Annotated in this window: 20 protein-coding genes; 17 read left to right on the forward strand and 3 right to left on the reverse strand. The window is 39.8% G+C overall.

What is annotated here, in order from left to right; all coding sequences use genetic code 11:
• Positions 1 to 67: 67 nt before the first annotated feature.
• The 4 genes from AC2TDL_RS17230 (at position 68) to AC2TDL_RS17245 (ending at position 3,891) form a co-directional block, all read left to right on the forward strand.
• The gene (locus AC2TDL_RS17230) at positions 68 to 547 is read left to right on the forward strand and encodes a hypothetical protein (protein ID WP_484697284.1); all 480 of its coding nucleotides are present in this window, start codon (positions 68 to 70) and stop codon (positions 545 to 547) included.
• Between the two features lie 37 nt (positions 548 to 584).
• Positions 585 to 2,426 carry a translational GTPase TypA gene (typA, locus tag AC2TDL_RS17235; RefSeq protein WP_484697285.1) on the forward strand — a complete coding sequence of 614 codons (1,842 nt, stop codon included), beginning with the start codon at positions 585 to 587 and terminating at the stop codon, positions 2,424 to 2,426.
• Positions 2,427 to 2,444: 18 nt separating this feature from the next.
• Positions 2,445 to 2,732, forward strand: coding sequence for a YlaH-like family protein (locus tag AC2TDL_RS17240; RefSeq protein WP_484697286.1), 288 nt, complete (start codon positions 2,445 to 2,447; stop codon positions 2,730 to 2,732).
• Between the two features lie 94 nt (positions 2,733 to 2,826).
• Complete coding sequence (locus AC2TDL_RS17245) at positions 2,827 to 3,891, forward strand: LCP family protein (RefSeq protein ID WP_484697287.1); 1,065 nt, start codon at positions 2,827 to 2,829, stop codon at positions 3,889 to 3,891.
• A 152-nt stretch (positions 3,892 to 4,043) separates the two neighbouring features.
• On the opposite strand, the gene AC2TDL_RS17250 is transcribed toward AC2TDL_RS17245, so the two are convergent.
• Complete coding sequence (locus tag AC2TDL_RS17250) at positions 4,044 to 4,688, reverse strand: YhcN/YlaJ family sporulation lipoprotein (RefSeq protein WP_484697288.1); 645 nt, start codon at positions 4,686 to 4,688, stop codon at positions 4,044 to 4,046.
• A gap of 93 nt (positions 4,689 to 4,781) precedes the next feature.
• On the opposite strand from AC2TDL_RS17250, the gene AC2TDL_RS17255 reads away from it, so the two are divergent.
• Positions 4,782 to 6,119 (forward strand): PhoH family protein, encoded by a 1,338-nt coding sequence (locus tag AC2TDL_RS17255; RefSeq protein ID WP_484697289.1) that lies wholly within the window; start codon positions 4,782 to 4,784, stop codon positions 6,117 to 6,119.
• A 213-nt stretch (positions 6,120 to 6,332) separates the two neighbouring features.
• A complete protein-coding gene (locus AC2TDL_RS17260) occupies positions 6,333 to 7,748 on the forward strand; it encodes a type 2 periplasmic-binding domain-containing protein (RefSeq protein WP_484697290.1) in 1,416 nt (471 codons plus the stop codon).
• A 97-nt stretch (positions 7,749 to 7,845) separates the two neighbouring features.
• On the opposite strand, the gene AC2TDL_RS17265 is transcribed toward AC2TDL_RS17260, so the two are convergent.
• Together AC2TDL_RS17265 and AC2TDL_RS17270 are read right to left on the reverse strand one after the other, a co-directional pair.
• Complete coding sequence (locus tag AC2TDL_RS17265; RefSeq protein WP_484697291.1) at positions 7,846 to 8,964, reverse strand: hypothetical protein; 1,119 nt, start codon at positions 8,962 to 8,964, stop codon at positions 7,846 to 7,848.
• Between the two features lie 121 nt (positions 8,965 to 9,085).
• On the reverse strand, positions 9,086 to 9,322 hold the full coding sequence (locus tag AC2TDL_RS17270; protein WP_484697292.1) for a DUF2626 domain-containing protein: 237 nt from the start codon (positions 9,320 to 9,322) through the stop codon (positions 9,086 to 9,088).
• 293 nt (positions 9,323 to 9,615) lie between these two features.
• Between AC2TDL_RS17270 and AC2TDL_RS17275 the strand changes: the two genes are divergently transcribed.
• The 11 genes from AC2TDL_RS17275 to AC2TDL_RS17325 all read left to right on the forward strand — a co-directional run bounded on the left by AC2TDL_RS17275 (position 9,616) and on the right by AC2TDL_RS17325 (position 22,904).
• On the forward strand, positions 9,616 to 10,245 hold the full coding sequence (locus AC2TDL_RS17275) for an RsfA family transcriptional regulator (protein WP_484697293.1): 630 nt from the start codon (positions 9,616 to 9,618) through the stop codon (positions 10,243 to 10,245).
• Between the two features lie 109 nt (positions 10,246 to 10,354).
• A complete protein-coding gene (locus AC2TDL_RS17280) occupies positions 10,355 to 11,344 on the forward strand; it encodes a ketopantoate reductase family protein (RefSeq protein ID WP_484697294.1) in 990 nt (329 codons plus the stop codon).
• Between the two features lie 20 nt (positions 11,345 to 11,364).
• The gene (locus AC2TDL_RS17285) at positions 11,365 to 11,748 is read left to right on the forward strand and encodes a DUF3397 domain-containing protein (protein WP_484697295.1); all 384 of its coding nucleotides are present in this window, start codon (positions 11,365 to 11,367) and stop codon (positions 11,746 to 11,748) included.
• 135 nt (positions 11,749 to 11,883) lie between these two features.
• A complete protein-coding gene (bshC, locus tag AC2TDL_RS17290) occupies positions 11,884 to 13,527 on the forward strand; it encodes a bacillithiol biosynthesis cysteine-adding enzyme BshC (RefSeq protein ID WP_484697296.1) in 1,644 nt (547 codons plus the stop codon).
• Positions 13,528 to 13,606: 79 nt separating this feature from the next.
• Complete coding sequence (locus tag AC2TDL_RS17295; protein WP_484697297.1) at positions 13,607 to 14,863, forward strand: adenosylhomocysteinase; 1,257 nt, start codon at positions 13,607 to 13,609, stop codon at positions 14,861 to 14,863.
• Positions 14,864 to 14,993: 130 nt separating this feature from the next.
• Entirely contained in the window at positions 14,994 to 15,431 is a 438-nt protein-coding gene (gene mraZ / locus AC2TDL_RS17300) for a division/cell wall cluster transcriptional repressor MraZ (protein WP_484697298.1), read from the forward strand.
• A gap of 29 nt (positions 15,432 to 15,460) precedes the next feature.
• Complete coding sequence (rsmH, locus tag AC2TDL_RS17305) at positions 15,461 to 16,411, forward strand: 16S rRNA (cytosine(1402)-N(4))-methyltransferase RsmH (RefSeq protein ID WP_484697299.1); 951 nt, start codon at positions 15,461 to 15,463, stop codon at positions 16,409 to 16,411.
• A gap of 12 nt (positions 16,412 to 16,423) precedes the next feature.
• Complete coding sequence (gene ftsL, locus AC2TDL_RS17310; RefSeq protein WP_484697300.1) at positions 16,424 to 16,825, forward strand: cell division protein FtsL; 402 nt, start codon at positions 16,424 to 16,426, stop codon at positions 16,823 to 16,825.
• Between the two features lie 11 nt (positions 16,826 to 16,836).
• On the forward strand, positions 16,837 to 19,176 hold the full coding sequence (locus tag AC2TDL_RS17315; RefSeq protein ID WP_484697301.1) for a penicillin-binding transpeptidase domain-containing protein: 2,340 nt from the start codon (positions 16,837 to 16,839) through the stop codon (positions 19,174 to 19,176).
• Between the two features lie 151 nt (positions 19,177 to 19,327).
• Positions 19,328 to 21,280 (forward strand): stage V sporulation protein D, encoded by a 1,953-nt coding sequence (locus AC2TDL_RS17320; RefSeq protein ID WP_484697302.1) that lies wholly within the window; start codon positions 19,328 to 19,330, stop codon positions 21,278 to 21,280.
• Positions 21,281 to 21,494: 214 nt separating this feature from the next.
• The gene (locus AC2TDL_RS17325; RefSeq protein ID WP_484697303.1) at positions 21,495 to 22,904 is read left to right on the forward strand and encodes a UDP-N-acetylmuramoyl-tripeptide--D-alanyl-D-alanine ligase; all 1,410 of its coding nucleotides are present in this window, start codon (positions 21,495 to 21,497) and stop codon (positions 22,902 to 22,904) included.
• Positions 22,905 to 22,907 lie beyond the last annotated feature (3 nt).

Raw genomic sequence — 22,907 nt, forward strand, 5'->3', positions numbered from 1 at the left:
TTTCAACTAATTCCGTTAAACTAATAAAGTCAAGTATGAACAAATAATGTAAGGAGCGGAATGCTGAATGAATAACAAATATTCCGCTGGAATTTTGTTGTTGATTGTTGGTGTTTTGATACTGCTAGGAAAAGCGGGTTTATTTAGCTTTCTAGGTATGATTTTCTGGCCGATACTTGTACTTATACCTGGTATACTAATTCATGTGCTATATTTCGGCAGAGTTCTTCCAGCATCGACATTAGTTCTGGCAGGTTTGTTAGTGGTATATGCACTGTTGTTTATGTTATGTAATATTATTGGATGGGACAACTTACGTTATTTGTGGCCGCTGTTTATTTTCGGTATTGCAGTAGGTTTGTTCGAGTATCATTTATTTGGTTCACCGAGACAGCGCTATGTTAAAAATTTGGCAATTGGTCTCGGAGGAGCGTCACTTGGGTGTTTGTTATTAATCGCGTTGTGGGGCTGGGGCATTTATGTGGTGGCTTTGCTGCTCGTTTTAGCAGGGCTTTACTTGATGTACGGATCGCGCAGACGTTGGTAAATATAAAATTAAATAAAAAATGGAGTGGAAGCATTTAATGAAAGACAGACAATTAATACGTAATATTGCGATTATTGCGCACGTTGACCATGGTAAAACTACATTGGTCGATAAACTTTTACAGCAATCAGGTATCTTTAAAGAGCATGAAGCAATTCAAGAACGCGCAATGGATTCCAACGATATTGAGCGTGAACGCGGTATTACGATTCTTGCTAAAAATACAGCAATTACCTATAAAGATTATCTTATTAATATTGTAGATACACCTGGACACGCCGACTTCGGTGGTGAGGTTGAGCGTATAATGAAAATGGTTGATGGCGTATTGCTTGTTGTTGACGCATTTGAAGGCTGTATGCCGCAAACGAAGTTTGTATTGCGTAAAGCGTTAGAGTCAAATTTGACTCCAATTGTGGTCGTTAATAAAATCGACCGTCCTAACGCACGTCCAACTGAAGTTATTGATGAAGTGCTTGATTTATTCATTGAGCTAGGGGCGAATGATGAGCAGCTTGACTTCCCAGTTGTTTATGCATCAGCACTTATGGGAACTTCAAGTCTTGATCCAGAAAAACAAGATGAAAATATGTTAGCTTTATATGAAACAATTATTGATCATATTCCGTCTCCTAAAGAGAGCACAGAAGAATCATTACAGTTTTTGGTGACATTGCTTGATTACAACGAATATTTAGGTCGAATTGCAATCGGTCGTGTAAACCGCGGAATGATTAAGCAAGGACAACCTGTAGCGGTTATTAATCATGATGGCGTTGTTAGACAAGCAAGAATTGAAAAACTGTTTGGTTTCCAAGGCTTGAAACGTTTGGAGATCGAACAGGCTGGGGCAGGGGATATTGTTGCCATTGCCGGTATTAAAGAAATTAATATTGGGGAAACCGTTGCTGATCCAGCAAATCCTGAGCCATTGCCAGTATTAAAAATTGATGAGCCAACACTGCAAATGACATTCCTAGTAAATAACTCTCCATTTGCTGGTCGAGAAGGAAAATGGGTAACGTCACGTAAGTTGCGCGAACGTCTTTATAAGGAGCTTGAGACAGATGTGGCGCTTCGTGTCGAAGATACAGAGTCGCCAGATGCATTTATTGTTTCTGGTCGCGGTGAATTACACCTAAGTATTTTGATTGAAAATATGCGTCGTGAAGGCTATGAGCTTCAAGTTTCTAAGCCAGAAGTTATCGTGCGTGAAATCGACGGAGTAAAATGTGAGCCATATGAGCGTCTGTTAATTGATGTTCCAGAGGAAAGTATGGGTGCCGTTATGGAATCTCTTGGTACTCGTAAAGCTGAGATGGTTAACATGATCAATGAAGGTAATGGTCAAGTTCGCTTGGAATTTATTATACCTTCCCGCGGTTTGATTGGTTATCGTACGATGTTTTTAACAATAACTCGTGGCTATGGTGTAATGAACCATGCATTTGACAGCTATGGACCTTATGTGCCTAATACCGTTGGTGGACGTCATCAAGGTGTGCTTGTAAGTAGTGAGACAGGTGTTAGTACGTTCTATGGCATGCTGAGCGTTGAGGATCGCGGCATCTTATTTGTTGAGCCAGGAACAGAAATCTACGAGGGTATGATCGTTGGTGAGCATAATCGTGACAACGACATTGTCGTGAATATTTGTAAAGAAAAACAATTAACAAACGTTCGCTCTGCTACAAAGGATGAAACGGTCAAACTTAAAACTCCTGTTATCTTCTCACTAGAACAGGCACTTGAATATTTGAATGACGATGAGTATTGCGAAATTACACCGAAATCTGTACGTTTGCGTAAAAAAGTATTGAATAAAAGTGAACGTGAACGTGCTGAGAAGCATCGTAGAATGGCACAAGCAAATTCTTGATGTTGAGGAGGCGTTGCAATGCAAGCTTGGTTTAGCGATCACCCGCTCGTTTCGTATCTTCTCATTCTTGGAATGACATTTTTTATATTCCAAAATGTTTTTCGACCACAGCAGGTAAAATTACCGCTGATCAAAGCTATTTTTATGTATTTAACGATGATAGTTGGCTCCGGGATATTGTTAATATTGCAAATTGACAAGCTGCCGATTATTCAGTGTATGGGAGTAGCAATTATTATGATGGTAATGCTTCGTGCTCGCCAAATCTATGATAAATGGAAGAAAAAAACTTCGACTGCTGACTAAACTATTATGTAGGATAAGAATTAGCAGCACCTGTAAACCATTACCGGTGCTGTTTTTTCTTAAGCAGTTTGACTGAGGAAGGAAAGGTGAGAGGATGGCTAATCAAATGCCTGAACAGCAAGTAACAGCTAGCCGAGTAGCAACAAAGGGGAAAAGAAAAAATAAAAAGCAAAAGAAAAAAATGAACCCCTTCTTAAAAGTGCTCTTATTTATTGTTATCTTTGTCATTTTAGCGGTAGTCGCTTTTGGTGCTTACATATTTGTTAAAGGTAAGGGTGCAATTGGCGAAATCAGTATTGCTAATACGGTAAACGAAATTGGAGAAAAAATTAGTATACCAGTAAGCGAATCAGTAAAAGAAAAGCCGGTTACGTTTGCTTTAATTGGTATTGACCAACGTAGCGGAGCTGGCGGATTAAATACAGACGTTATTATGGTTGCTGCACTCAATCCAAATACGAAGAAAGGCGCAGTTGTCGGCATGTCACGTGATACGAAAATTACGTACGATGGCCATACAAGAAAAGCAAATGCTTTTTATGCAAATTATTATGTCGCTGCTCAGAAAAAAGGTGCTGACAAAGTAGAAGCGATGCGTCAAGCAAAAACTGCGATGAAGGACTTGCTTGGACAATTTTACGAGATTCCAGTTCAATATGCGGTATCTGTTAACTTCCAAGGCTTCCGCGATGTCATTGATGTGCTTGGAGGAGTTGAGGTTGATGTTGATATGAGGATGAAATGGACGGATTCTCATGATAATACGAATATCGACCTTTATCCTGGATTGCAAACCTTAGATGGCAAAAAAGCTCTTGATTTTGTGCGTTTCCGTCAATCTAAAGAGAATCGTAACGCTTCAAGTGACTTTGAACGTAACGTTCGTCAACAAGTTGTCGTTAAGGCAATGCTGGATAAAATGTTGTCGCTTGGCGGGATTGCAAAAATTGGCAATGTAATTGATGAAATTAGTGAAGATGTGTTCACCGATATGCCGAGTGAAGAAATTGAACGTTTGTTGACCACATACTACAACATTAATTTGGACGATATTACTTTTACGACAGTACAAGGGAAATGGGTAAGTCCGTATGTTGAAGCTGATGAACAGTCACTTGCTGAAGCAAAGCAATTGCTGCAAAGCATAATAAACGAATGAGTAAAGCCTATCTATCATATACTGTACTAATCAAGCATCTTTTGTCCCTAATATAGGTGAGGAGGCAATAAAATGGTTAGTGTAGTAAAGGTAGTTACTTGCAGATTAGTTGATTAAAAGCCTAGTTATTGATAACTAGGCTTTTTGTGCTTTTACTTAGCTTTTATTTTTTGTTCATGCTCATTAATAATATCTTCTGGTTTTGCATATTTACCTTTGTTATCATTTTTATTTTTTAAGTTATTTGACTCGATGGTGTTTTCTTTTGCTGCAGGCATTAAATCTGCTGGAATTTGCGGTACAATTCTGCCTACAATATCAGATAACTCTTCGATTACACCTTGCACTGGTCGTCCCGCTGAAATATCTTCTGAAATTTCAGCAATTCTTTGTCGTAAATCAAGATCAGCAGTTACGATTGCATTTACTCCATATGGATCCTTACTTAATGCCTCAGCAACAGAATATTTAATTGTTCCGACACGGGAACGTTCGAGCGAAGGGTCTACATCAATTCCAACAACCGCTGTTTTACCAATTAAGACGACATGAGCGTCATTAACACCATCAATTCCTTTTGCTAAATGTTCAAGATAACTTGCAGTGTCCTCACGATTGTTTACTTTATTCACGTCATCAGCATTATCTGCAATATGATCATGATTTGCTGTGGATTGCGGCTTAACCTGCTGCATATTCATACCATTGTGATTAGTTTCGGAAGGTGGGGTTGCCTGCGAGTTACAGCCAGCTAACGTTACGAGCAATATTGACAATATGAGAAGTTCCTTTTTCATATCATTCACCTCAAAATTGAATAACTTTCAAATGTAGTGTGCGCTTAGCTACTTCTTTCTATGTACAATGATGCGAAATGGGGAGGGAGCTCTATGAGCCAAATTATAGTTCTTGATACCAATGTGCTGCTGCATGACCCGCAAGCAATATTCGCATTTCCTAAAGACGAAGTGGTCATTCCTGCAATTGTATTGGAGGAAATTGATTCTAAGAAGCGACTAGCTGATGAACTAGGCCGCAATGCTCGTTCAGTCTCTCGTCTCTTGGAAAAGGTAAAGGAAGGAGGGCATCTGCATAGTGGGATTCAGCTGCCAAGCGGGGGAATGATTCGCGTCGAGCTAAATCATCGCAACTTGGCACGCGTACAACAGTTATTTGGCGATGTAACGAATGATCATCGGATCATTGCTGTAGCATTAAATTATCAGTTAGAGCAGGAGCAACTGCAAGAGGCGGAGCGAAAGCAGGTTGTACTTGTCAGTAAAGATGTGCTAATGCGAATTAAAGCTGATGTATTGGGCCTACAAGCGCGTGACTACCTTTCTGATCCGAATTTAGATAAGGATGAGCGCTATGCTGGCTATTTTACGATATATGTTCATCCTGCTGTTATTGACGAGTTTTATACTTATCGCCATTTAATTATTAACGATCTTGGCTTAAAGCAACGTTTGAATCCGCATGAATTCGTTATACTTAAGGATGAAATGGGGACAACAAAGTCAGCGTTACTAAAAGTAAATGGAGCGGGTACAAGATTAGAGCCGCTTTATTTAAGCAATGAGCCGATTTGGGGAATTACTGCCCGCAACGCACAACAACGTATGGCGTTAGAATTGCTAATGAACGATGACATTCCGCTCGTTACATTAACGGGTAAGGCAGGGACGGGAAAAACATTACTAGCTCTTGCAGCAGGGCTATTAAAGGTGGAAGATGAGCATAAATATAAAAAGCTGCTAATCGCTCGACCAGTCGTCCCAATGGGGAAAGATATTGGCTATTTGCCAGGGGAAAAGGATGAGAAATTAAGACCGTGGATGCAGCCAATCTACGACAATCTAGAATTTTTATTTGATACAAAAAAGTCTGGTGACATTGAGAAAATTTTAATGGGTCTTGGCAGCATTCATGTAGAAGCGCTGACCTATATTCGCGGTCGTTCGATCCCAGGGCAGTTCATTATCATTGATGAAGCGCAAAATTTAACTAGTCATGAAATTAAAACGATTGTCTCTCGTGTAGGGGAAGGTAGTAAAATCGTATTAGTGGGCGATCCTGAGCAAATCGACCATCCGTATTTAGATTCATTAAGCAATGGTTTAACGTACTTAGTTGAAAGATTTAAGCATGAAAGCTTAAGCGGTCATGTAGCGTTGGAAAAGGGAGAACGTTCTAAGCTAGCTCAATTAGCTGCAGATTTACTGTAAATGAGTTAAGTTTTTGCATTGAAAGTGAGACATTGAACAAAGATGGTAATTAAAGCTTCGTCAATTGTACAGAAATTGTATGCTGACGAAGCTTATTTAAGTTTGTATAAAATACAGCATTGTACTTTTTAGGAAAATCAAAAAAATGAAAGCGATTTACGTAAGCGCTAGATATGATATACTAAGAATATCCCTTCGCAAAGGAGACAGGCTGTGTTTACTAGAAAAACGATTCCATTAATGTTTGGTTTACTTTTGCTAGTAGCTGTTGCGTTTATTTTTTTATCGCGTTCGATAAATTGGACGTATGTTTCTGAATTGTATAAAGATGAGCCAACGGTTAATATCGAGCCAACGCCGCAGATCCAGCCTCCAATTAAGCTCGAAATAGCGGTTAGTCTAAACGAGCAAGAGTATCAGGAGTTGCTAGAAGCTTCCGAACAAGTAGCGGAGCAATATCCTTATTTTGAATTAGAGATTACTAACTATTATGATAAGAAGCTTAGTTACTCAGATTGGGAAAGACTTGCTAGATTAGGCAAGCTCGGTGATATTCAACTAGTACCTAATGAATGGGTTGTACCTTTAGCTATTCAAGGATTATATCAACCTGTAGATCGCTTAATAAGCAATGAAGTGTTAAGCGACCAAATGCCAAGTATCGTTGATGCTTTAAAGTGGAATGGCTATTTATGGGCTCTTCCGTATGAAACCGATCCTTACCTAATATTTATTCATAAGCAGGGTGAGGCTTTGTTTGAAACTTATATTGAAGAATTTAGAGAGTTAGAACAACAAATGGATAGAACAACAGATCCCGATGCATCAAATAAGGAAGAAACGTTAACAGCTGACGCAATGGCAAATGACATTATGTCCAAAGTAAGCGTCTTAACAAATCTATCAAAAACTGAATCAAGTCATATATCTAGCAATCAGCCTATTGAATCAGATTCACGCAATTTAATAACTGAGTTGAGCTTTAATCGTTGGGCGGAGCTTTATGAGCAAATAACTGACTTTGCTGGTCCGTTACTAAATGTCGAAACCGATGATTTTGGCAGTTTGTTAACTTGGTTATCATTATGGTCAAGTTCTGAGCAAGACTATATGATGCTTACTGCTTTTAATGAGCAGCAGCAACAGTTTTTGCACTATATAGATACCCATACAGAGCATATTGCAACATCTAGCCCGACTTTAACTAAAGCCGAGCAACAGCCTTTATTTTATTTAACAACAGCTAGTCAATATTTTGAGCAGAATGACATTATCTCAGAATACTATGATTTATCTGGAGTGATTGCTCCGCTTCCTTGGCTGAATGGTAAAAGCTTTATGCTAAGTGCGAGTACATTTGGTTCTGAAAAAAATGATGCAGCGATGCGATGGATGGAAATGCTCAATGGTTCACATCCTAATGGAACGCTTAGTCACCGAAAGTTTACTGCATTATTAAGCAGTAATGTTGTGCAAGCTGAGCTTGGGGAAAAATTTCAGGAAAAGTTAATTAATAAGCAGCTTTTTCAAGTGGATCGTAATTGGGTAGAGGATTATGAAAGGATGCAGCAGCATTGGCGAACAAAAGAGCTGCTGCAAGACAAGCTCACGTTATGGCTGCGAAATTAGCTGGCTTTATTGTCGCAGCAAACGAAATGTTTTAATCAATTAAGCATTTCGTTTGCTGCGACATTTTTATTTAACTATTAATGAAGATCAATCCGTTTTACAATGATAGCTTTAATTTGATTGTAAGCAGTTCTTCGCTGACCTCTACGGAGGAGGCGCGCAGTAATTTTAAGATATTACCTGGATAAAAGTTTAAATCAAATTGTTCCATAAGCTGGTTGCTTGTTGTATCAGGTAGAATGAATCCATTAAATAGCAGTTCATCGATCGTAAAGGCGATGTAATTCGTAGGCTCATTTACGACATCATAATGTCCCGTTATTTCTATTGATAACTTCTCATTTTGTCCTCTCGCAGTGATAAATCCTTCAGTAAATTGAAATTCAAACAATTCGAACATTGGATCGTACTGACGTAAATACTCGTTCAATGCTTCTTGAGGCAATGAAATGGTGTAATTAAATCCTTTGTTGCTAATGTATTCTTTATGCTTTTGCAACCATTGCGGCAACTGGTTCATCGCCCCAGCAAGGGCATTAAAATATTTATTAACCTCTTTAATTCCTTCGTTTTGCCAGTAGGAGGTAAGCTGTTTAATCAATAGTTCGACGCGCTCTGCATCGCTTCGGCTGCTTAGATCCTCATTGATTTGCTTCTCTAATGCTAACACTCGCTCACGTTGTTCTTGTAATTGCTGTACGATCTGCTGTAAATTCTCTTGTTCCTCTGCGTATTGTTCATAGAGATTACGTAATTCCTCATACTGCTCCTTATAAGCAGTAAGTATTTGACGATCTTTTCGGAAAATATATTTAATCATATCTAAAGCAAACATTAACTGTTGAAATGAATCCACCTTTAATAGACTAAAAAAAATGCCGCTACGTTCTCCCTTATAGTAAGCGACCAATACTTGACCAGCTTCGACGCGTTTTTGCTCGATTGCCATTTCCTGCTCATAAAGCAGCAACTCAGTATCTAATAACTGTTGCTGCAACTGTTGCTCCTTAAGTTGAATGCGCTCGATTTCTTTATCAATTTCAACAATTGAAAGACTCGATTGAAGTATGCGTTGAAGTTCCTCGTCCTCTTCTGAAAGGAGGGGAGAAGCATACTGTGGAGCGTTTTCTGCAGAAATAGGAAAATTGACAAGCAATAGTGAGAGGATCGTTATAAGGCAGAAAGCAAGCTTTAACTGTTTGTTCATTATGTTCAAAGCGCTCGTCCCTCCTTGTTTCCATTGTATGCAGAAGGTGGTCGCAATATATCTTTACAAAACAACAAATAGGTCGTACAAGAATAGCTTGTACGACCTATTTTACGCAAGTAAATGTCGTTTAGTAAGGTAAACTCATTTTGAAGACAGACCAATAAGTGAATCCAACAAATGAGACTATCATGTACCCCCAAAACATCGTTATGTAAGTTTTTTCAGAAAATTTTAGATAGCCTAGAAATACGAATGCGGCTGCTTGAGCCAAGAATAAGAGTGAAAATTCATACATATGACCGGCAAAAGCCATTAGACCAATCACTAGACAAAAGAAGCCTAGTACGCGATACATACGTGCCATGCAGCAACCCCCTTTCTTGTTGAACGCCCCAATTTCCTATGTTCATTATATCGTTAGCTTCCTAAAGTGTAAACTATGCCCATGACGAAAAAGTGAACATATTTAGTCATAATTGTGAACTTGTTCATAGTATGTTCATAAATATAAGGGATTATGTATGAGATTTTTTGAAAATGGTTATACAAAATAGTAACCAATTGATTCTATGAATTCTATTAAGGACATAGAAATAAATAAGACCATATTAGACGTAATTAAAAGGAATATGTGATTAATTAAGGAGGGTTTATAGCATGACAGCTATTAGACAGGATGCTTGGACACCTGATGACGATCTTATGCTTGCGGAGGTGACACTACGCCATATTCGCGAAGGCAGCACACAGCTTTCAGCTTTTGAAGAGGTAGGAGAACGTATAGGACGCACATCTGCTGCTTGCGGTTTTCGTTGGAATAGCTTCGTTAGAAAGCAATATGAAGAAGCGATTCAAATTGCTAAGCAGCAACGCCATAAACGCAATTATTTGAAAAAACAATCTGCATCTTTACCGCAGGTTTCATCTGTGTCGACATATGAATATCAAGATAAAAAAACAGAGGACGAACCATTATCACTAGATTCAATTATACGATATTTGAGGGACTGGAAGTCTACGTATCAAGATCTTTCTCGACAAGTGCGACAGCTCGAGAAATCGTTAAAAGAGAAAGAAGAGGAAATTCAAAAACTGAAACAAGAAAATGAAAGATTAACAAAAGAGGTTAATACTGTACAATCAGATTACCTAGCGGTGAATGATGATTATAAAACATTAATTCAAATTATGGATCGTGCGCGTCGCCTTGCAATTTTGAATACAGAAGAAGAGAACAAGCCAAAATTTAAGATGGATGCAAACGGTAATCTAGAACGAATAGAATAGATTTTAATTACAAAAAGTGCTGCACATTGCTGGTAGCGCTTTTTTTGTTGTTCATGTATGCTGATAAGAGAATCAAGTAATAGGTTTAATTAATAGATAGGGGATAAACATGCAATTTGAAATAATTGGTACAGGCGCGATTGGCTTATTATTTGCAGCTAGATTGAAAGCTGCTGGATTTCGTGTACGACTTTGGACAAGAACTGTGGAAAAAGCGAAGCGAATAATGGAAAGCGGCATAACCTATTATTCACCAACAGGGGAAAAGCAGATTATATGCGGTATCCCATGCAGTATATTAACAGATAACTTTTCTCATGCTACTATGAGCTCTGAAAGCGAAACATCCTTACATACTCAGCGTATAGCTGAGGACAAGCAAACTTATCTATTACTCACTGTAAAGCAAACGCATATCAATGAATCCCTGTTAACGAAACTTCGCTCACTAACTTCACAAAGCCATTATGATGCGGTCGTAGCGTTGCAAAATGGATATGGGCATATCGAAAAATTATCCCAGTATATCAGTCTTCCTTTGTTAACTGCGGTTACGCGTGAGGCATCAAAGCGTTTAGACGACAGTTCGCTCGCCCATACAGGACAAGGTGTAACATGGATTGGAGATGAACTTGAGCGCGATCGAGACGCTACACATCAGAAAAATATCGAGAGTGCCATGCAAAAGGCAGGATTTGGTGTGTTTATGTCGAAAAACATCAGGGAGCACGTTTTTCGCAAACTAATTAGTAATGCCGTTATTAATCCGTTAACTGCTTTGTTTAATGTGAAAAATGGCGATTTACCTGAAAATAGACAGTGGTTAACGCTAATGGAAGCTCTATTTAATGAGAGTAAAATGATTTTGATGATAGAAGAACCGGCACTTGCCAAAAGTTCCTTTAATGAGATAGTAGAACTTTGTCATGCAACTGCCAGCAATACATCCTCAATGAGAGCTGATTTGCTAAATGGAGTAGAAACAGAGGTTCTTTATATTAATGGAGCAATTTCGGCAATTGCGAAGCAACACCAGTTAAGCGCAAAGTTAAATGAAAGCATCGTACATATGATCGAAGCACTACATCCTGTTAAGTAAGGAGTGAGCGTTCAGAGCTTATGGAGGTACTAAAAAATATATTTGCGGCGATTGCTACCATTCCTATTTTACCGTTCGTTATTGTCTTTTTTGGTTTTTACGCATTTGGCAAAGATAAAAAGAAAGCGATACGATTGGCGATGGACGTATCAAACATCTTTTTTATTGTAAATGTAGCAGCTATACTCAACAAATTATTAAATAATTCATTTGCATTGTACGGTATCTTTTTGGTTATGATTATTGGAGCAGGGTTATTGGGCAATAGTGCATATCGAAAAACTCAGGAAATTCCGTGGAAACGAATAATTCGAGTTGTATGGCGTGTTACTTTTTTTATAATGGCACTGCTCTACATCATTTTAAATATTTATATATTGCTAAAGCTTGCATTTACCGTTTAACTGAATTTTATTCTGACATGTCTCTGTGTCTGCAGAGACTTTGTTGTTTCTACTTTAAAAAATAAAGTGTACTTTGCCGCGATAATCATGTATCGTTATAAAGGGAACTAGCACAACATTCAGGAGGTAGGTATCGTGGTAGAAGGTCAAAAATATGTATTGCCGATCGCACAACAGTTAAGTGCGGATTACATAAATGGAAAGCAGTCAGTCATTGAAAACATCTATGGCTACTACAGTGGAAATAAGGAAGATTGGGTAACTCGTTCGGCTCGACTAGAGCAATTAGCAGATAAACGCTTATCTTCGCAAAAACTAGCTAATGTGCTGCGTCAATATCATCAGCGATTCCAGTTAAGTGAACAGCAATTATTGAATTTACAACATATTGAGCAAGGAGCACAGGTTGTTATCGGTGGACAGCAGGCTGGGTTATGGACTGGTCCGTTGCTTGTGGTACATAAGGCAGTTACGATCATTAAAGCTGCTGCTGAAGCTACTGAGCAGCTTGGTCGTCCAATTGTACCTGTATTTTGGATTGCCGGTGAAGACCATGATTGGGATGAGGTTAATCATACTTATCTTATTTCGACCGATCAAAGTTTGAAAAAGTTAACGATTCAAAAACCTGATCAGTCTCGTACTTCGGTAAGCCGTACTTTTATATCAGAGAAACAATGGCAAGAAGTGCTTGATGAGCTAGCAGAGCATTTGCCAAGTTCTGAATTTAAGGAAGGCTTAATTGAAGAGCTGAAAAACATTTGCTTTGCAAGTTCTTCGTTAACAGAATGCTTTGCTGCGATAATGCATCAATTGTTCGCTTCATATGGCTTATTATTTATTGATTCGGACTTTGCGTCATTACGTGAGCAAGAACAGCCGATGTTTAAGCAAATATTAGAGCACAACGATGCGCTAGGAGAAGCATATTTAGCTGCTGCCGATTTACTAACAGAAATGGAATACTCGCTGCAAGCAGATGTTGCTGCAAACAGTTCCAACTTATTTTTGTTTGCCAAAGAGCTTGGCAATGATCGAGTATTGCTTTATAAAGAAAATGGTGAATTTCAAGATCGAAAAGGGCAAAAACATTGGAGCTATGAGCAATTATTGCAGATGATAGAGCAGGAACCAACACGCTTTAGCAACAATGTGTTAACTAGACCGTTGATGCAGGATTATGTTTTCCCTGTTTTAGCTACAGTGCTTGGTCCTGGGGAAATTTCATATTGGGCGTTAACGCATAAGGCGTTTAAAGTGCTTGGTATGGAAATGCCGATTATTATGCCTAGAATGTCCTATACGTTAGTCGAGGGAATAATTGCGAAAAATATGAATAAATACAACTTAAGCTTTGCTGATGTGATGGATCGTTTTCTGGAGTGTAAAAAAGAATGGCTGCAAGATCAAGATAAGCTAGGAATTGAGCAACGTTTTGCAGAAGTAAAGAAACAGTTTATTAAAATGTATGAGCCGTTGTTACAAATGGCTGGTTCCATTCAAAGTGGCTTAACGAAACTTGGTGATACCAATATGGCGAAAATCGTTGAGCAAATTACGTATATGGAAACAAAAACGATGGATGCTCAGCAGAAACAATTTGAAGCTGCAATTCGTCAATTTGATCGTATAGAGCTTAGTTTGAAACCTAACGGAAAACCTCAAGAGCGAGTGCTGTCGATGATTTCTTACTGGAATCGTTATAATCTAGCATGGCTAGATGCTTTGCTTCATGCCCCTTTCTCTCGAACAGGCGGTCATGAAATTGTTTATTTGTAATGTTATAGATTAACTTTCGTAGTAACTTTTGTTGCAAGGAACGTTATCTATATACCTAAAAAGTTTTAGGAGGGTTTTTATGTCTGCGAAAGAAAATAGTATGATCGCTGATTTATCATTAGCGCCGGAAGGACACTTAAAAATTGATTGGGCGAGCAGCCACATGCCAGTACTAAATGCTGTGCGTAAGCAATTTGAAAAGGAGCAGCCTTTTAAAGGATTAAAGGTTTCGATCTCTCTTCACTTAGAGGCGAAAACTGCTTATTTGGCTAAAGTAGTACAAGCTGGTGGCGCTGAAGTAACAATTACAGGCAGCAATCCTCTCTCAACTCAGGACGATATATGTGCAGCTTTAGTGGAGGATGGTATTACGGTTTTTGCAAAATACAATCCGACAATGGAAGAGTTTAAAGCATCTAATATTAAGGCATTGGAATCAAGACCTGATCTGATTATTGACGATGGCGGAGATCTTGTCACTCTATTGCATTCCGAATGTAAAGAATATGGAGTTAATTTGCGTGGCGGTGCAGAAGAAACAACGACAGGAATTATTCGATTAAAGGCGCTTGAGAAAGAAGGAACGCTTAGCTTCCCAATGGTAGCAGTAAATGATGCTTATTGTAAATATTTATTTGATAATCGCTACGGAACAGGTCAATCTGTGTTCGACGGACTTAATCGTACAACAAATCTTGTCGTTGCTGGTAAAACGGTAGTTGTTGCTGGTTATGGATGGTGCGGTAAAGGGGTAGCGATGCGTGCCAAAGGACTAGGAGCTCAAGTCATCGTTACCGAAATTGATCCTATTAAAGCAGTTGAAGCTTATATGGATGGCTTTACTGTTATGCCGATGATTGAAGCAGCAAAACTTGGAGATATATTTGTAACGGTAACAGGTAATCGAGATGTTATCCGAAAAGAACATTATGAAGTAATGAAGGACGGTGCGATTCTGTCTAATGCAGGTCACTTTGATGTTGAAGTGAATAAAATCGATCTTGCTGAAATTAGCGTTAGCAAGCGTACAGTGCGCCGCAATATTGAAGAATATGCTCTAGCTGACGGACGTAAATTCTACTTAATAGCTGAAGGACGCCTTGTAAACCTTGCTGCTGGAGATGGGCATCCTGCCGAAATAATGGATATGACATTTGCATTACAGGCGTTAAGCTTGAAATATGTAAATGATCATTATAAAAAGTTAGGATCTGTTGTCGTAAACGTGCCTTATGAAATCGACCAACAGGTGGCAAAATTAAAGCTTGAAGCTATCGGAATGGGGCTAGATACCTTGACTCAGAGCCAAAAGGACTATTTAGATAGCTGGAAATAAATAATTTGAACTATTTTTTAAAAATCCTGCTAATTTAGCAGGATTTTTTTCGTGTGTGGCGAAATATTGTGTTTGAGTGGTGAAAAGTGGGGGGAAGTGGAGCAAAGAGGGAGAGAGGTGGAGCGAAATTATGTTTATGGGAGAATATCAACATTCTATCGATGACAAAGGCAGATTGATTATCCCAGCAAAATTTCGCGAACAATTAGGCTCTACCTTTATTGCCACCCGAGGACTTGATAACTGTATCTTTGTCTATCCTGCCAGTGAATGGGCGCAATTAGAACAAAAGCTAAAATCACTGCCACTTATGAAATCTGATGCGCGTGCATTTACACGATTTTTCTTCTCAGGTGCTACTGAATGTGAGCTTGATAAGCAAGGCCGAGTCACTATTCCGCCTCATTTGCGCGAGTATGCTAAGCTAGAGAAAGAATGTATGGTACTTGGAGTATCCAATCGTGTGGAGGTATGGAGTAAATCAACTTGGGAAGGCTATTATGAGCAGTCTGAGCAAGCCTTTAATGAAATTGCTGAAAAGCTTGTAGAATTCGATTTTAATTTCTAGTAGACGAGGAAAACGGAGGATGTAAGTAAGTGTTTGCGCATACAACAGTTTTGTTAGAAGAAGCAGTAGAAGGTCTTAATATTAAACCAAACGGTATTTATGTGGATTGTACACTAGGTGGAGCAGGACATAGTGCCCGCATTGCTGCAGCCCTTGGTGAAGGCGGTAGATTAATTGCCTTTGATCAGGATGATTGGGCTTTAGATAATGCAAAAATTAAACTTGCTCCTTATCTCGATAAAATAACGTTAGTCCGCAGTAACTTTCGTTATTTACAACAACAATTGGCAACCTGTAATGTTCCAATGAAGGATGGTATTCCCCAGGTTGATGGAATATTATTCGACTTAGGCGTTTCTAGTCCGCAGCTTGATGAAGCAGAGCGCGGTTTTAGCTACAATCATGATGCACCGCTTGATATGAGAATGGACAGAGAACAGGAGCTTACAGCTTATCATATTGTTAATGAATGGGATGAACGCGAAATATCACGCATACTCGATCGCTATGGTGAGGAAAAGTTCGCTCGCAATATTGCTCGCAGTATTATTAGAGAGCGACAACAATCACCTATTGAAACTACTGGACAATTAGCCGGTATTATTAAAAATGCGATTCCTGCAGCTACTAGACGAACTGGTGGTCATCCAGCTAAACGCTCCTTTCAAGCGTTGCGTATCGCAGTTAATGATGAGCTAGGAGCTGAGGAAGAAGCACTTGAAGCAGCGATTCGCTGCCTTGCCCCTCAGGGAAGAATTTCAGTTATTACCTTCCACTCATTAGAGGATCGCATTTGCAAGCAAAGTTTTGCGCAATATGTTGAAAAATGTACTTGTCCTCCGGACTTTCCAATGTGTGTCTGTGGAAATAAAGGAGTATTAAAATTAGTAAATCGAAAGCCAATCGTACCGAGTAACGCGGAATTAGAAGCGAACCCTCGTGCAAGATCGGCTAAGCTAAGAATTGCAGAAAAGCTGTAGGGGGGAATTTTGGTGGCATATCATTATGGGAATCTAGCAATGAATCCTAAACGAAAAGAGCAGCAAGATTATGTTATACGTGAAACGAGAAAAAAAGTAGTAAAAAGAAAAACTATTCCTGTAGGGGAAAAAATGTTATATTTACTTACTGTACTGATAGCTGCGGTAGTTGCTAGTTTTATCATCTTTCAGTATGCACGTCTCTACGATATTAGCTTGCAAATAAAGCAAGTGAATTCTGAAATTCAAAGCTTTCAGCTGGAAAAAGAACAATTGCAGCGAGAGGTCCAAACCTTAAGTAACCCAGAGCGAATTCGTAAATTTGCCCAAGAAAACGGAATGTCCAGCAGCTTAGATAACGGTATCGTGGTGAAAAAGTCATCGGTAAGTGATGGTATGGCCAAGCTTGAATAGGAAGTGAAAGCATGATTAAACGAATGAAATTACGGACATTAGTGCTTGGAGGGTTTATTACCCTCCTTTTTGTCTTTCTTATTGTTCATCTCTATAAAACACAGATTGTTAACGGAGAACAATGGCTCGCGATGGCAGAAAAGCGTTGGTCAACCTCTGAAGTTTTTCCTGCAAAACGAGGTACAATTACCGATCGCGATGGCAATGTACTTGCAATGGATGCGATCGCCTACAATGTCTCGATAAACCCGACACTTATTCATAACCTTGACTTGGAACAAAAAGTTACAGATGGGCTATCGACGATATTGGATGTAAACAAGAATTACATTTCCGAACAAATTAATCTTAAGCGAGAAGATGGCAGTTACTATTCTAATCGTGAGTTGCGAAAAGGCGGTTGGCAAATTGAAAAAGAAGTTGCTGACAAATTAAAAGAGTTTATTGACGAATTGAAGGCTGAATTAAAGGCCGAAAAGAAAGGAACGGATACAGGGATATACATCACTGAAACGTTTGAGCGATTATATCCACGTAATAAGCTGGCCTCGCAAATTATTGGCTACATAAGTCTGGATGGCGAAAATAAAATCGGCTTAGAATCGATGTATGATGATATTTTGCAAGGAGAAGACGGTTATATTTCATACAAAAAGGACGGCAAGCGTGTGCAGATCGTTGGCAGTGATGTGGAGTATGTTGCTCCTAAAGATGGTCAGACGATTCAGCTAACGCTTGATAATGACATTCAGCTATACGCTGAAGAAGCTTTACGCTCGGTTGCCAAAAAATATAATCCCAAATCAGCGACGGCGATTGTTGCCAATCCAAATACGATGGAAATATTAGCAATGGCTAATTATCCGGATTTCGATCCAAATGAATATTGGGAATCAAAATATGAATCTATGTACAATCATGCAGTAGGTTCCTTATATGAGCCAGGCTCCACCTTTAAGATTGCAACTTTAGCTGCGGCAATTGAAGAGGGAGTTTTTGACCCGGATGAAGTCTATCAATCTGGTAGTATTATGGTCGGCAATGACCCGAACCCAATTCGAGATCATAATCGTGTTGGTTGGGGGAAAATTACGTTTCTTGAAGGGCTGAAGTTATCAAGTAACGTTGCTTTTGTTAAATTAGGCTATGAGCGCCTTGGAGCAGAAAAGCTTAGAGAATACTTAACGAATTTTGGCTTTGGACAAAAAACAGGAATTGAGGTTTCAAATGAATCCTCGGGTACAATTCGTTTCCAATATCCGCGTGACGTTGCAGCCGCGACTTTTGGTCAAGGTGCCGTGCTCGTAACACCGATACAGCAGGTAGCAGCCGTAGCGGCTGTTGCTAACGGCGGTTTGTTAATGAAGCCGCATCTTGTTAAAAGTATTACTGATCCGGTCACAAAGACAACAACGGTGACAGAGCCAACAGTTGTTCGGCGCGTTATTTCTGAGCAAACCTCCAAGTTAGCCAGTGAATATTTGGAGCAGGTTGTTTCTGACCGTGAAATAGGTACTGGACGTAATGCTTATATTGAGGGCTATCGTGTAGCTGGTAAAACAGGTACAGCCCAGAAGGTAACTAGAGGAAGTTCGGGTTACTCTACTGATCGATTTGTCGTATCATTTATCGGATATGCGCCAGTTGAGGATCCGCAGCTTATCGTCTATGTTATCATTGACGAGCCGAATGACTCGTTAGCCGGCGGGGGAGCTGTAGCTGCTCCTGTATTCCGTGAAATTATGTTAAAAAGCTTGCGTAAGCTTAATATCGCACCAAGCTATTTAACACAAGAGAAAAAAGAAGGCGAAAATACTAGCGAGGTCGTAGCGCTAATTGAAGCTCCTGATGTAACAGGAATGAAAGGGGCACTTGCAAAAGAAAAAGTAAAAGCTTCTGGACTAGCGTTCGAATTTGTTGGTGAAGGAACCATTGTTGAAACGCAAATTCCTGCTGCAGGCTCACTCGTTCATCCTACGCAAAAAATATATTTGATTACAGAAAAGAAAGAGCAGTTGGTTGTTCCGGATTTAACAGGTGCTTCCTTGCGTGATGCTGTAGAGATAACAGCGCTGCTTGGAGTGAAGCTGAAAGTAGAAGGCAGCGGCTATGTTTACGAGCAAAAGCTAGTAGAAGAGGAAGGTAAACGGGTGCTGGAAATTAAGCTTAAGCCGATGGAAGTCTCAGAATATACGTTAGCCTCTCCTACACTAGAAAAGTTGCTAAATGAAGAGCTTGAGGCAACTGATCCTAATGCGACTGACGATTCAGCCGAGTCCAGCTCTAACGAAGAAGAAGCTGCAAGCACTGGTGCTGATAAAGACGAGAGTAAACAAGAAACGAATGAATAGTCCTAGTACAAATAAGGAGAATGTTGCGCTAAAGCACTTCTCCTTTCTCATTTGCTTGTAACGTACAAGTTCTATCTTGTCCGAGCATTGAATAGGCATGAAGAATAAGAGTATCGCTTCGACATGCAACTTCAATGTAAGGAGGATGGAGATGAAAGTTTCCAATGTTACAGTGAGACGGCGACTATTTGCAATATTGATAATCGCTATCTTCGCTTTTATTGGTTTGATCGTTCGTTTAAGCTACGTTCAGCTTGTAAAAGGGGCAGAGCTTTCAGAGAAGGCAGAAGATTCATGGCGGAGAAACATTCCTTATGTAGCTAAGCGCGGCGAAATTTGGGATCGAAATGGTGTAAGGCTAGCCTACAATGTAAGTACACCAACTGTATGGGCGATTCCTGTGCAAGTAAAAGATAAACAAGGAACAGCAAAAACACTTGCGCCTCTTCTGAATATGACAGAAGAAGAAATTTTAAAGAAAGTATCTAAAAATCAAATGATTATTCAGCTTGGACCTGGCGGTAGAAAAATGTCGACCGAGCTTGCAGCGGAAATTAGAGCATTGAACTTGCCGGGGATTGTTGTAGCTGAAGATAGTAAGCGATATTATCCATATGATGAACTCGCCGCTCATTTACTCGGTTTTACAGGCATTGATAATCAAGGCTTAACAGGGTTAGAGCTGACTCATAATGATAAGCTTACAGGTACAGGAGGGATGGTCAGCTTTCTCTCTGATGCAGCGGGTCGACAAATGCCTAACTCAACAGATACCTATGTTGAGCCGCATGAAGGGCTGACGCTGCAATTAACGATCGATAAAGATATTCAGACGGTGATTGAGCGTGAGCTTGATCAGGCGATGATTGGCTTAAATGCTGATGCAGTAATTGCCATTGCCATGAATCCAAATACAGGTGAAATATTAGGGATGGCAAGCAGACCAACCTATAATCCAGCCAACTATCAAGACTACGACCCAGAGATTTACAATCGTAACTTGCCGATTTGGATGACTTACGAGCCGGGCTCTACCTTCAAAATTATTACTCTAGCTGCAGCACTTGAGGAGAAAAAGGTTGATTTGAAAAATGAACGTTTTTACGATCGCGGCTCCGTAGAAATCGGAGGAGCTAAGCTGCGTTGCTGGAAGCGAGGCGGGCATGGCAGTCAAACATTTTTAGAGGTAGTTGAAAATTCCTGTAACCCAGGGTTTGTTGAGCTTGGTAATCGATTAGGAAAAGACACATTATTCCAATATATACGAAACTTTGGTTTTGGTCAGAAAACAGGAATAGACATTGGCGGAGAGGAAAACGGCATATTATTTAAATTAAGTCAAGTTGGGCCTGTAGAATTAGCGACAACAGCCTTTGGTCAAGGCGTTTCAGTTACTCCAATTCAGCAGATTACGGCTGTGTCGGCTGCCGTGAATGGAGGGACGCTGTATAAGCCGTACGTAACTAAGGCGTGGATTAATCGTGAGAGCGGAGAAGTGATACAAGAGAATGAGCCAACAGTTGTTCGCCAAGTAATCTCTGAATCAACTTCGAAGCAAGTGCGTGAGGCGCTAGAAAGTGTTGTAGCGCTTGGAACAGGTCGTAATGCATTTATTGATGGTTATCGTGTAGGCGGTAAAACTGGAACTGCACAGAAGGTCGTAAATGGACGCTATTCAACTTCCGAGCATATTGTTTCATTTATCGGCTTTGCTCCAGCAGACGATCCGCAGATCGTCATTTATGTCGCTGTTGATAATCCAGAAGGGATTCAATTTGGCGGTGTTGTCGCGGCACCAATTGTGCGCAACATTATGGAGGATGCCTTGCAAATTCTTGAAGTTCCAAAGCGCGAGAGGCAAATTGATCGCCTTTATCGTTATGGGGAGACGCCAATTGTTACAGTACCCAATTTAATTGGCAAAACTGTTGCAGAAATCTATGAAGACTTAAATATGAACTTCAACTTGACAAGTGCAGGAAGCGGCAACACAGTTATTAAGCAGGCGCCCCCTGCTGGAGAAAGAGTAGAACGAGGTTCTACAATTCGAATTTATCTTGGCGATGAATCTGATTTACCAGAAAGTGAAGCCCATAATCATTAGACAGACATTAAGGAAAATTAACCTGGCTTGCCAGAAGCTACTCTTTTTACACCTATATCATCATGCTATAATAAGTGAGTATGTTTATTAGCTATCTACATATTTGTTATATTTGTTAAAAATAGCTATTGAACTGGCAAGCCATTGCGATGTAGTATATTGTTCGGGCTATGACAACATAATGTCATAGCTGCAGAACGGGAAAAAGGAGATAATGATATTGATTACTAGAACCGTTGCACAGCTCGTAGATATGAGCGGTGCAATTCTAAAATCGGAGCATAGGGATTTAGTGATAAAAGGCGTAAAGACCGATTCTAGAATGGCAGAAGGCGAGTTGTTTGTGCCGCTTGTAGGGGAACGCTTTGATGGTCATGCCTTTATCCATCAAGCGATTGAAAATGGAGCAAAGGCGGCACTATGGAAAAAAGGTGTGCCTGTACCTGAAGATTTAACAAATTTTCCTTTCCTATTTGTACGAGATACCTTAGCAAGCTTACAAAAATTAGCGATGAACTATCGAAGCGAGTTATTCACTAGAGTTGTTGCTATTACAGGTAGTAATGGTAAAACGACAACAAAGGATATGACGGCGGCTTTGCTGAGCACTTCTTATAAGGTTAGTCGCACAAAAGGAAATTTAAATAATCATATCGGCTTACCGCTTACAATACTTGCACTTGAAGAAGATACAGATGTAGCTGTAGTAGAGCTTGGGATGAGCGGCTTTGGCGAAATTGAGCTGCTAACGAAAATTGCTCAGCCTGATGTTGCAGTAATTACGAATATCGGTGATGCGCATATGCTTCAACTTGGCTCAAGACGCGGAATTGCTCAAGCGAAGCTAGAAATCGTGCAAGGTTTAGATGATGACGGCATATTTATCTATAATGGGGATGAGCCATTATTAGCCGAAGAAATGGCGAAAATGACAATTTCTGAGTCGATTGAACGGAAAACCTTCGGTTTGGGAAGCCATAATGAATGGTCAGCGCAAAATATTGAGATTGACCCATTTGGCTGCACCTTTGACGTTACTTATTTGGGCGAGCCATGCAGTGTTGGAAAGCAACATATCGGAATTTCAGGTCGTCATAATGTTAGCAATGCCCTTGCAGCAATTGCAGTTGCCAGATTGTTTGGTGTACCTGGAACAAAGATAAAGCAAGGCTTTGCCGATATGCAATTAACGGGCATGCGCATTGCTCCTACCAAAGCCTATAATGGTGCAATTGTGCTAAATGATGCATATAACGCTAATCCAACTGCTACAAGAGCCGCGATTGACTTATTGGGAAGCTTGGCTGGTTATCGTAAAAAGTGGCTAGTATTGGGAGATATGCTGGAATTGGGACCTGACGAAGTGCAGTTTCATCGTGAGATGGGGCAATATGCAGATTCAACAAAGGTTGATGCAGTTATTGCTTATGGTAAGCTTGCTGCACATATTGTTGAAGGGGCAAGTATGCATTTTACTGACAGCGAGCAATTGCAACATTTCACTACAAAAGAAGAATTAATTGCGTGGCTATTGCCGCGGATTAAAGCTGATGATCTAGTGCTTGTAAAAGGTTCAAGAGGTATGAAGATGGAGCAGATTGTCGAAGCTTTGGAAAAGGGGTGAGTG

It is taken from the genome of Paenibacillus sp. plas6, assembly GCF_057221655.1.

Excerpts from the sequence above, each read along its gene's own strand:
- AC2TDL_RS17245 (WP_484697287.1), top strand. The coding sequence starts at position 2,827 with ATGGCTAATCAAATGCCTGAACAGCAAGTAACAGCTAGCCGAGTAGCA.
- AC2TDL_RS17270 (WP_484697292.1), bottom strand. The coding sequence starts at position 9,322 with ATGGCACGTATGTATCGCGTACTAGGCTTCTTTTGTCTAGTGATTGGT.
- AC2TDL_RS17325 (WP_484697303.1), top strand. The coding sequence starts at position 21,495 with ATGATATTGATTACTAGAACCGTTGCACAGCTCGTAGATATGAGCGGT.
- AC2TDL_RS17295 (WP_484697297.1), top strand. The coding sequence starts at position 13,607 with ATGTCTGCGAAAGAAAATAGTATGATCGCTGATTTATCATTAGCGCCG.
- AC2TDL_RS17230 (WP_484697284.1), top strand. The coding sequence starts at position 68 with ATGAATAACAAATATTCCGCTGGAATTTTGTTGTTGATTGTTGGTGTT.
- typA (WP_484697285.1), top strand. The coding sequence starts at position 585 with ATGAAAGACAGACAATTAATACGTAATATTGCGATTATTGCGCACGTT.
- AC2TDL_RS17285 (WP_484697295.1), top strand. The coding sequence starts at position 11,365 with ATGGAGGTACTAAAAAATATATTTGCGGCGATTGCTACCATTCCTATT.
- AC2TDL_RS17255 (WP_484697289.1), top strand. The coding sequence starts at position 4,782 with ATGAGCCAAATTATAGTTCTTGATACCAATGTGCTGCTGCATGACCCG.
- mraZ (WP_484697298.1), top strand. The coding sequence starts at position 14,994 with ATGTTTATGGGAGAATATCAACATTCTATCGATGACAAAGGCAGATTG.
- AC2TDL_RS17240 (WP_484697286.1), top strand. The coding sequence starts at position 2,445 with ATGCAAGCTTGGTTTAGCGATCACCCGCTCGTTTCGTATCTTCTCATT.
- AC2TDL_RS17315 (WP_484697301.1), top strand. The coding sequence starts at position 16,837 with ATGATTAAACGAATGAAATTACGGACATTAGTGCTTGGAGGGTTTATT.
- AC2TDL_RS17320 (WP_484697302.1), top strand. The coding sequence starts at position 19,328 with ATGAAAGTTTCCAATGTTACAGTGAGACGGCGACTATTTGCAATATTG.
- AC2TDL_RS17275 (WP_484697293.1), top strand. The coding sequence starts at position 9,616 with ATGACAGCTATTAGACAGGATGCTTGGACACCTGATGACGATCTTATG.
- AC2TDL_RS17280 (WP_484697294.1), top strand. The coding sequence starts at position 10,355 with ATGCAATTTGAAATAATTGGTACAGGCGCGATTGGCTTATTATTTGCA.
- AC2TDL_RS17250 (WP_484697288.1), bottom strand. The coding sequence starts at position 4,688 with ATGAAAAAGGAACTTCTCATATTGTCAATATTGCTCGTAACGTTAGCT.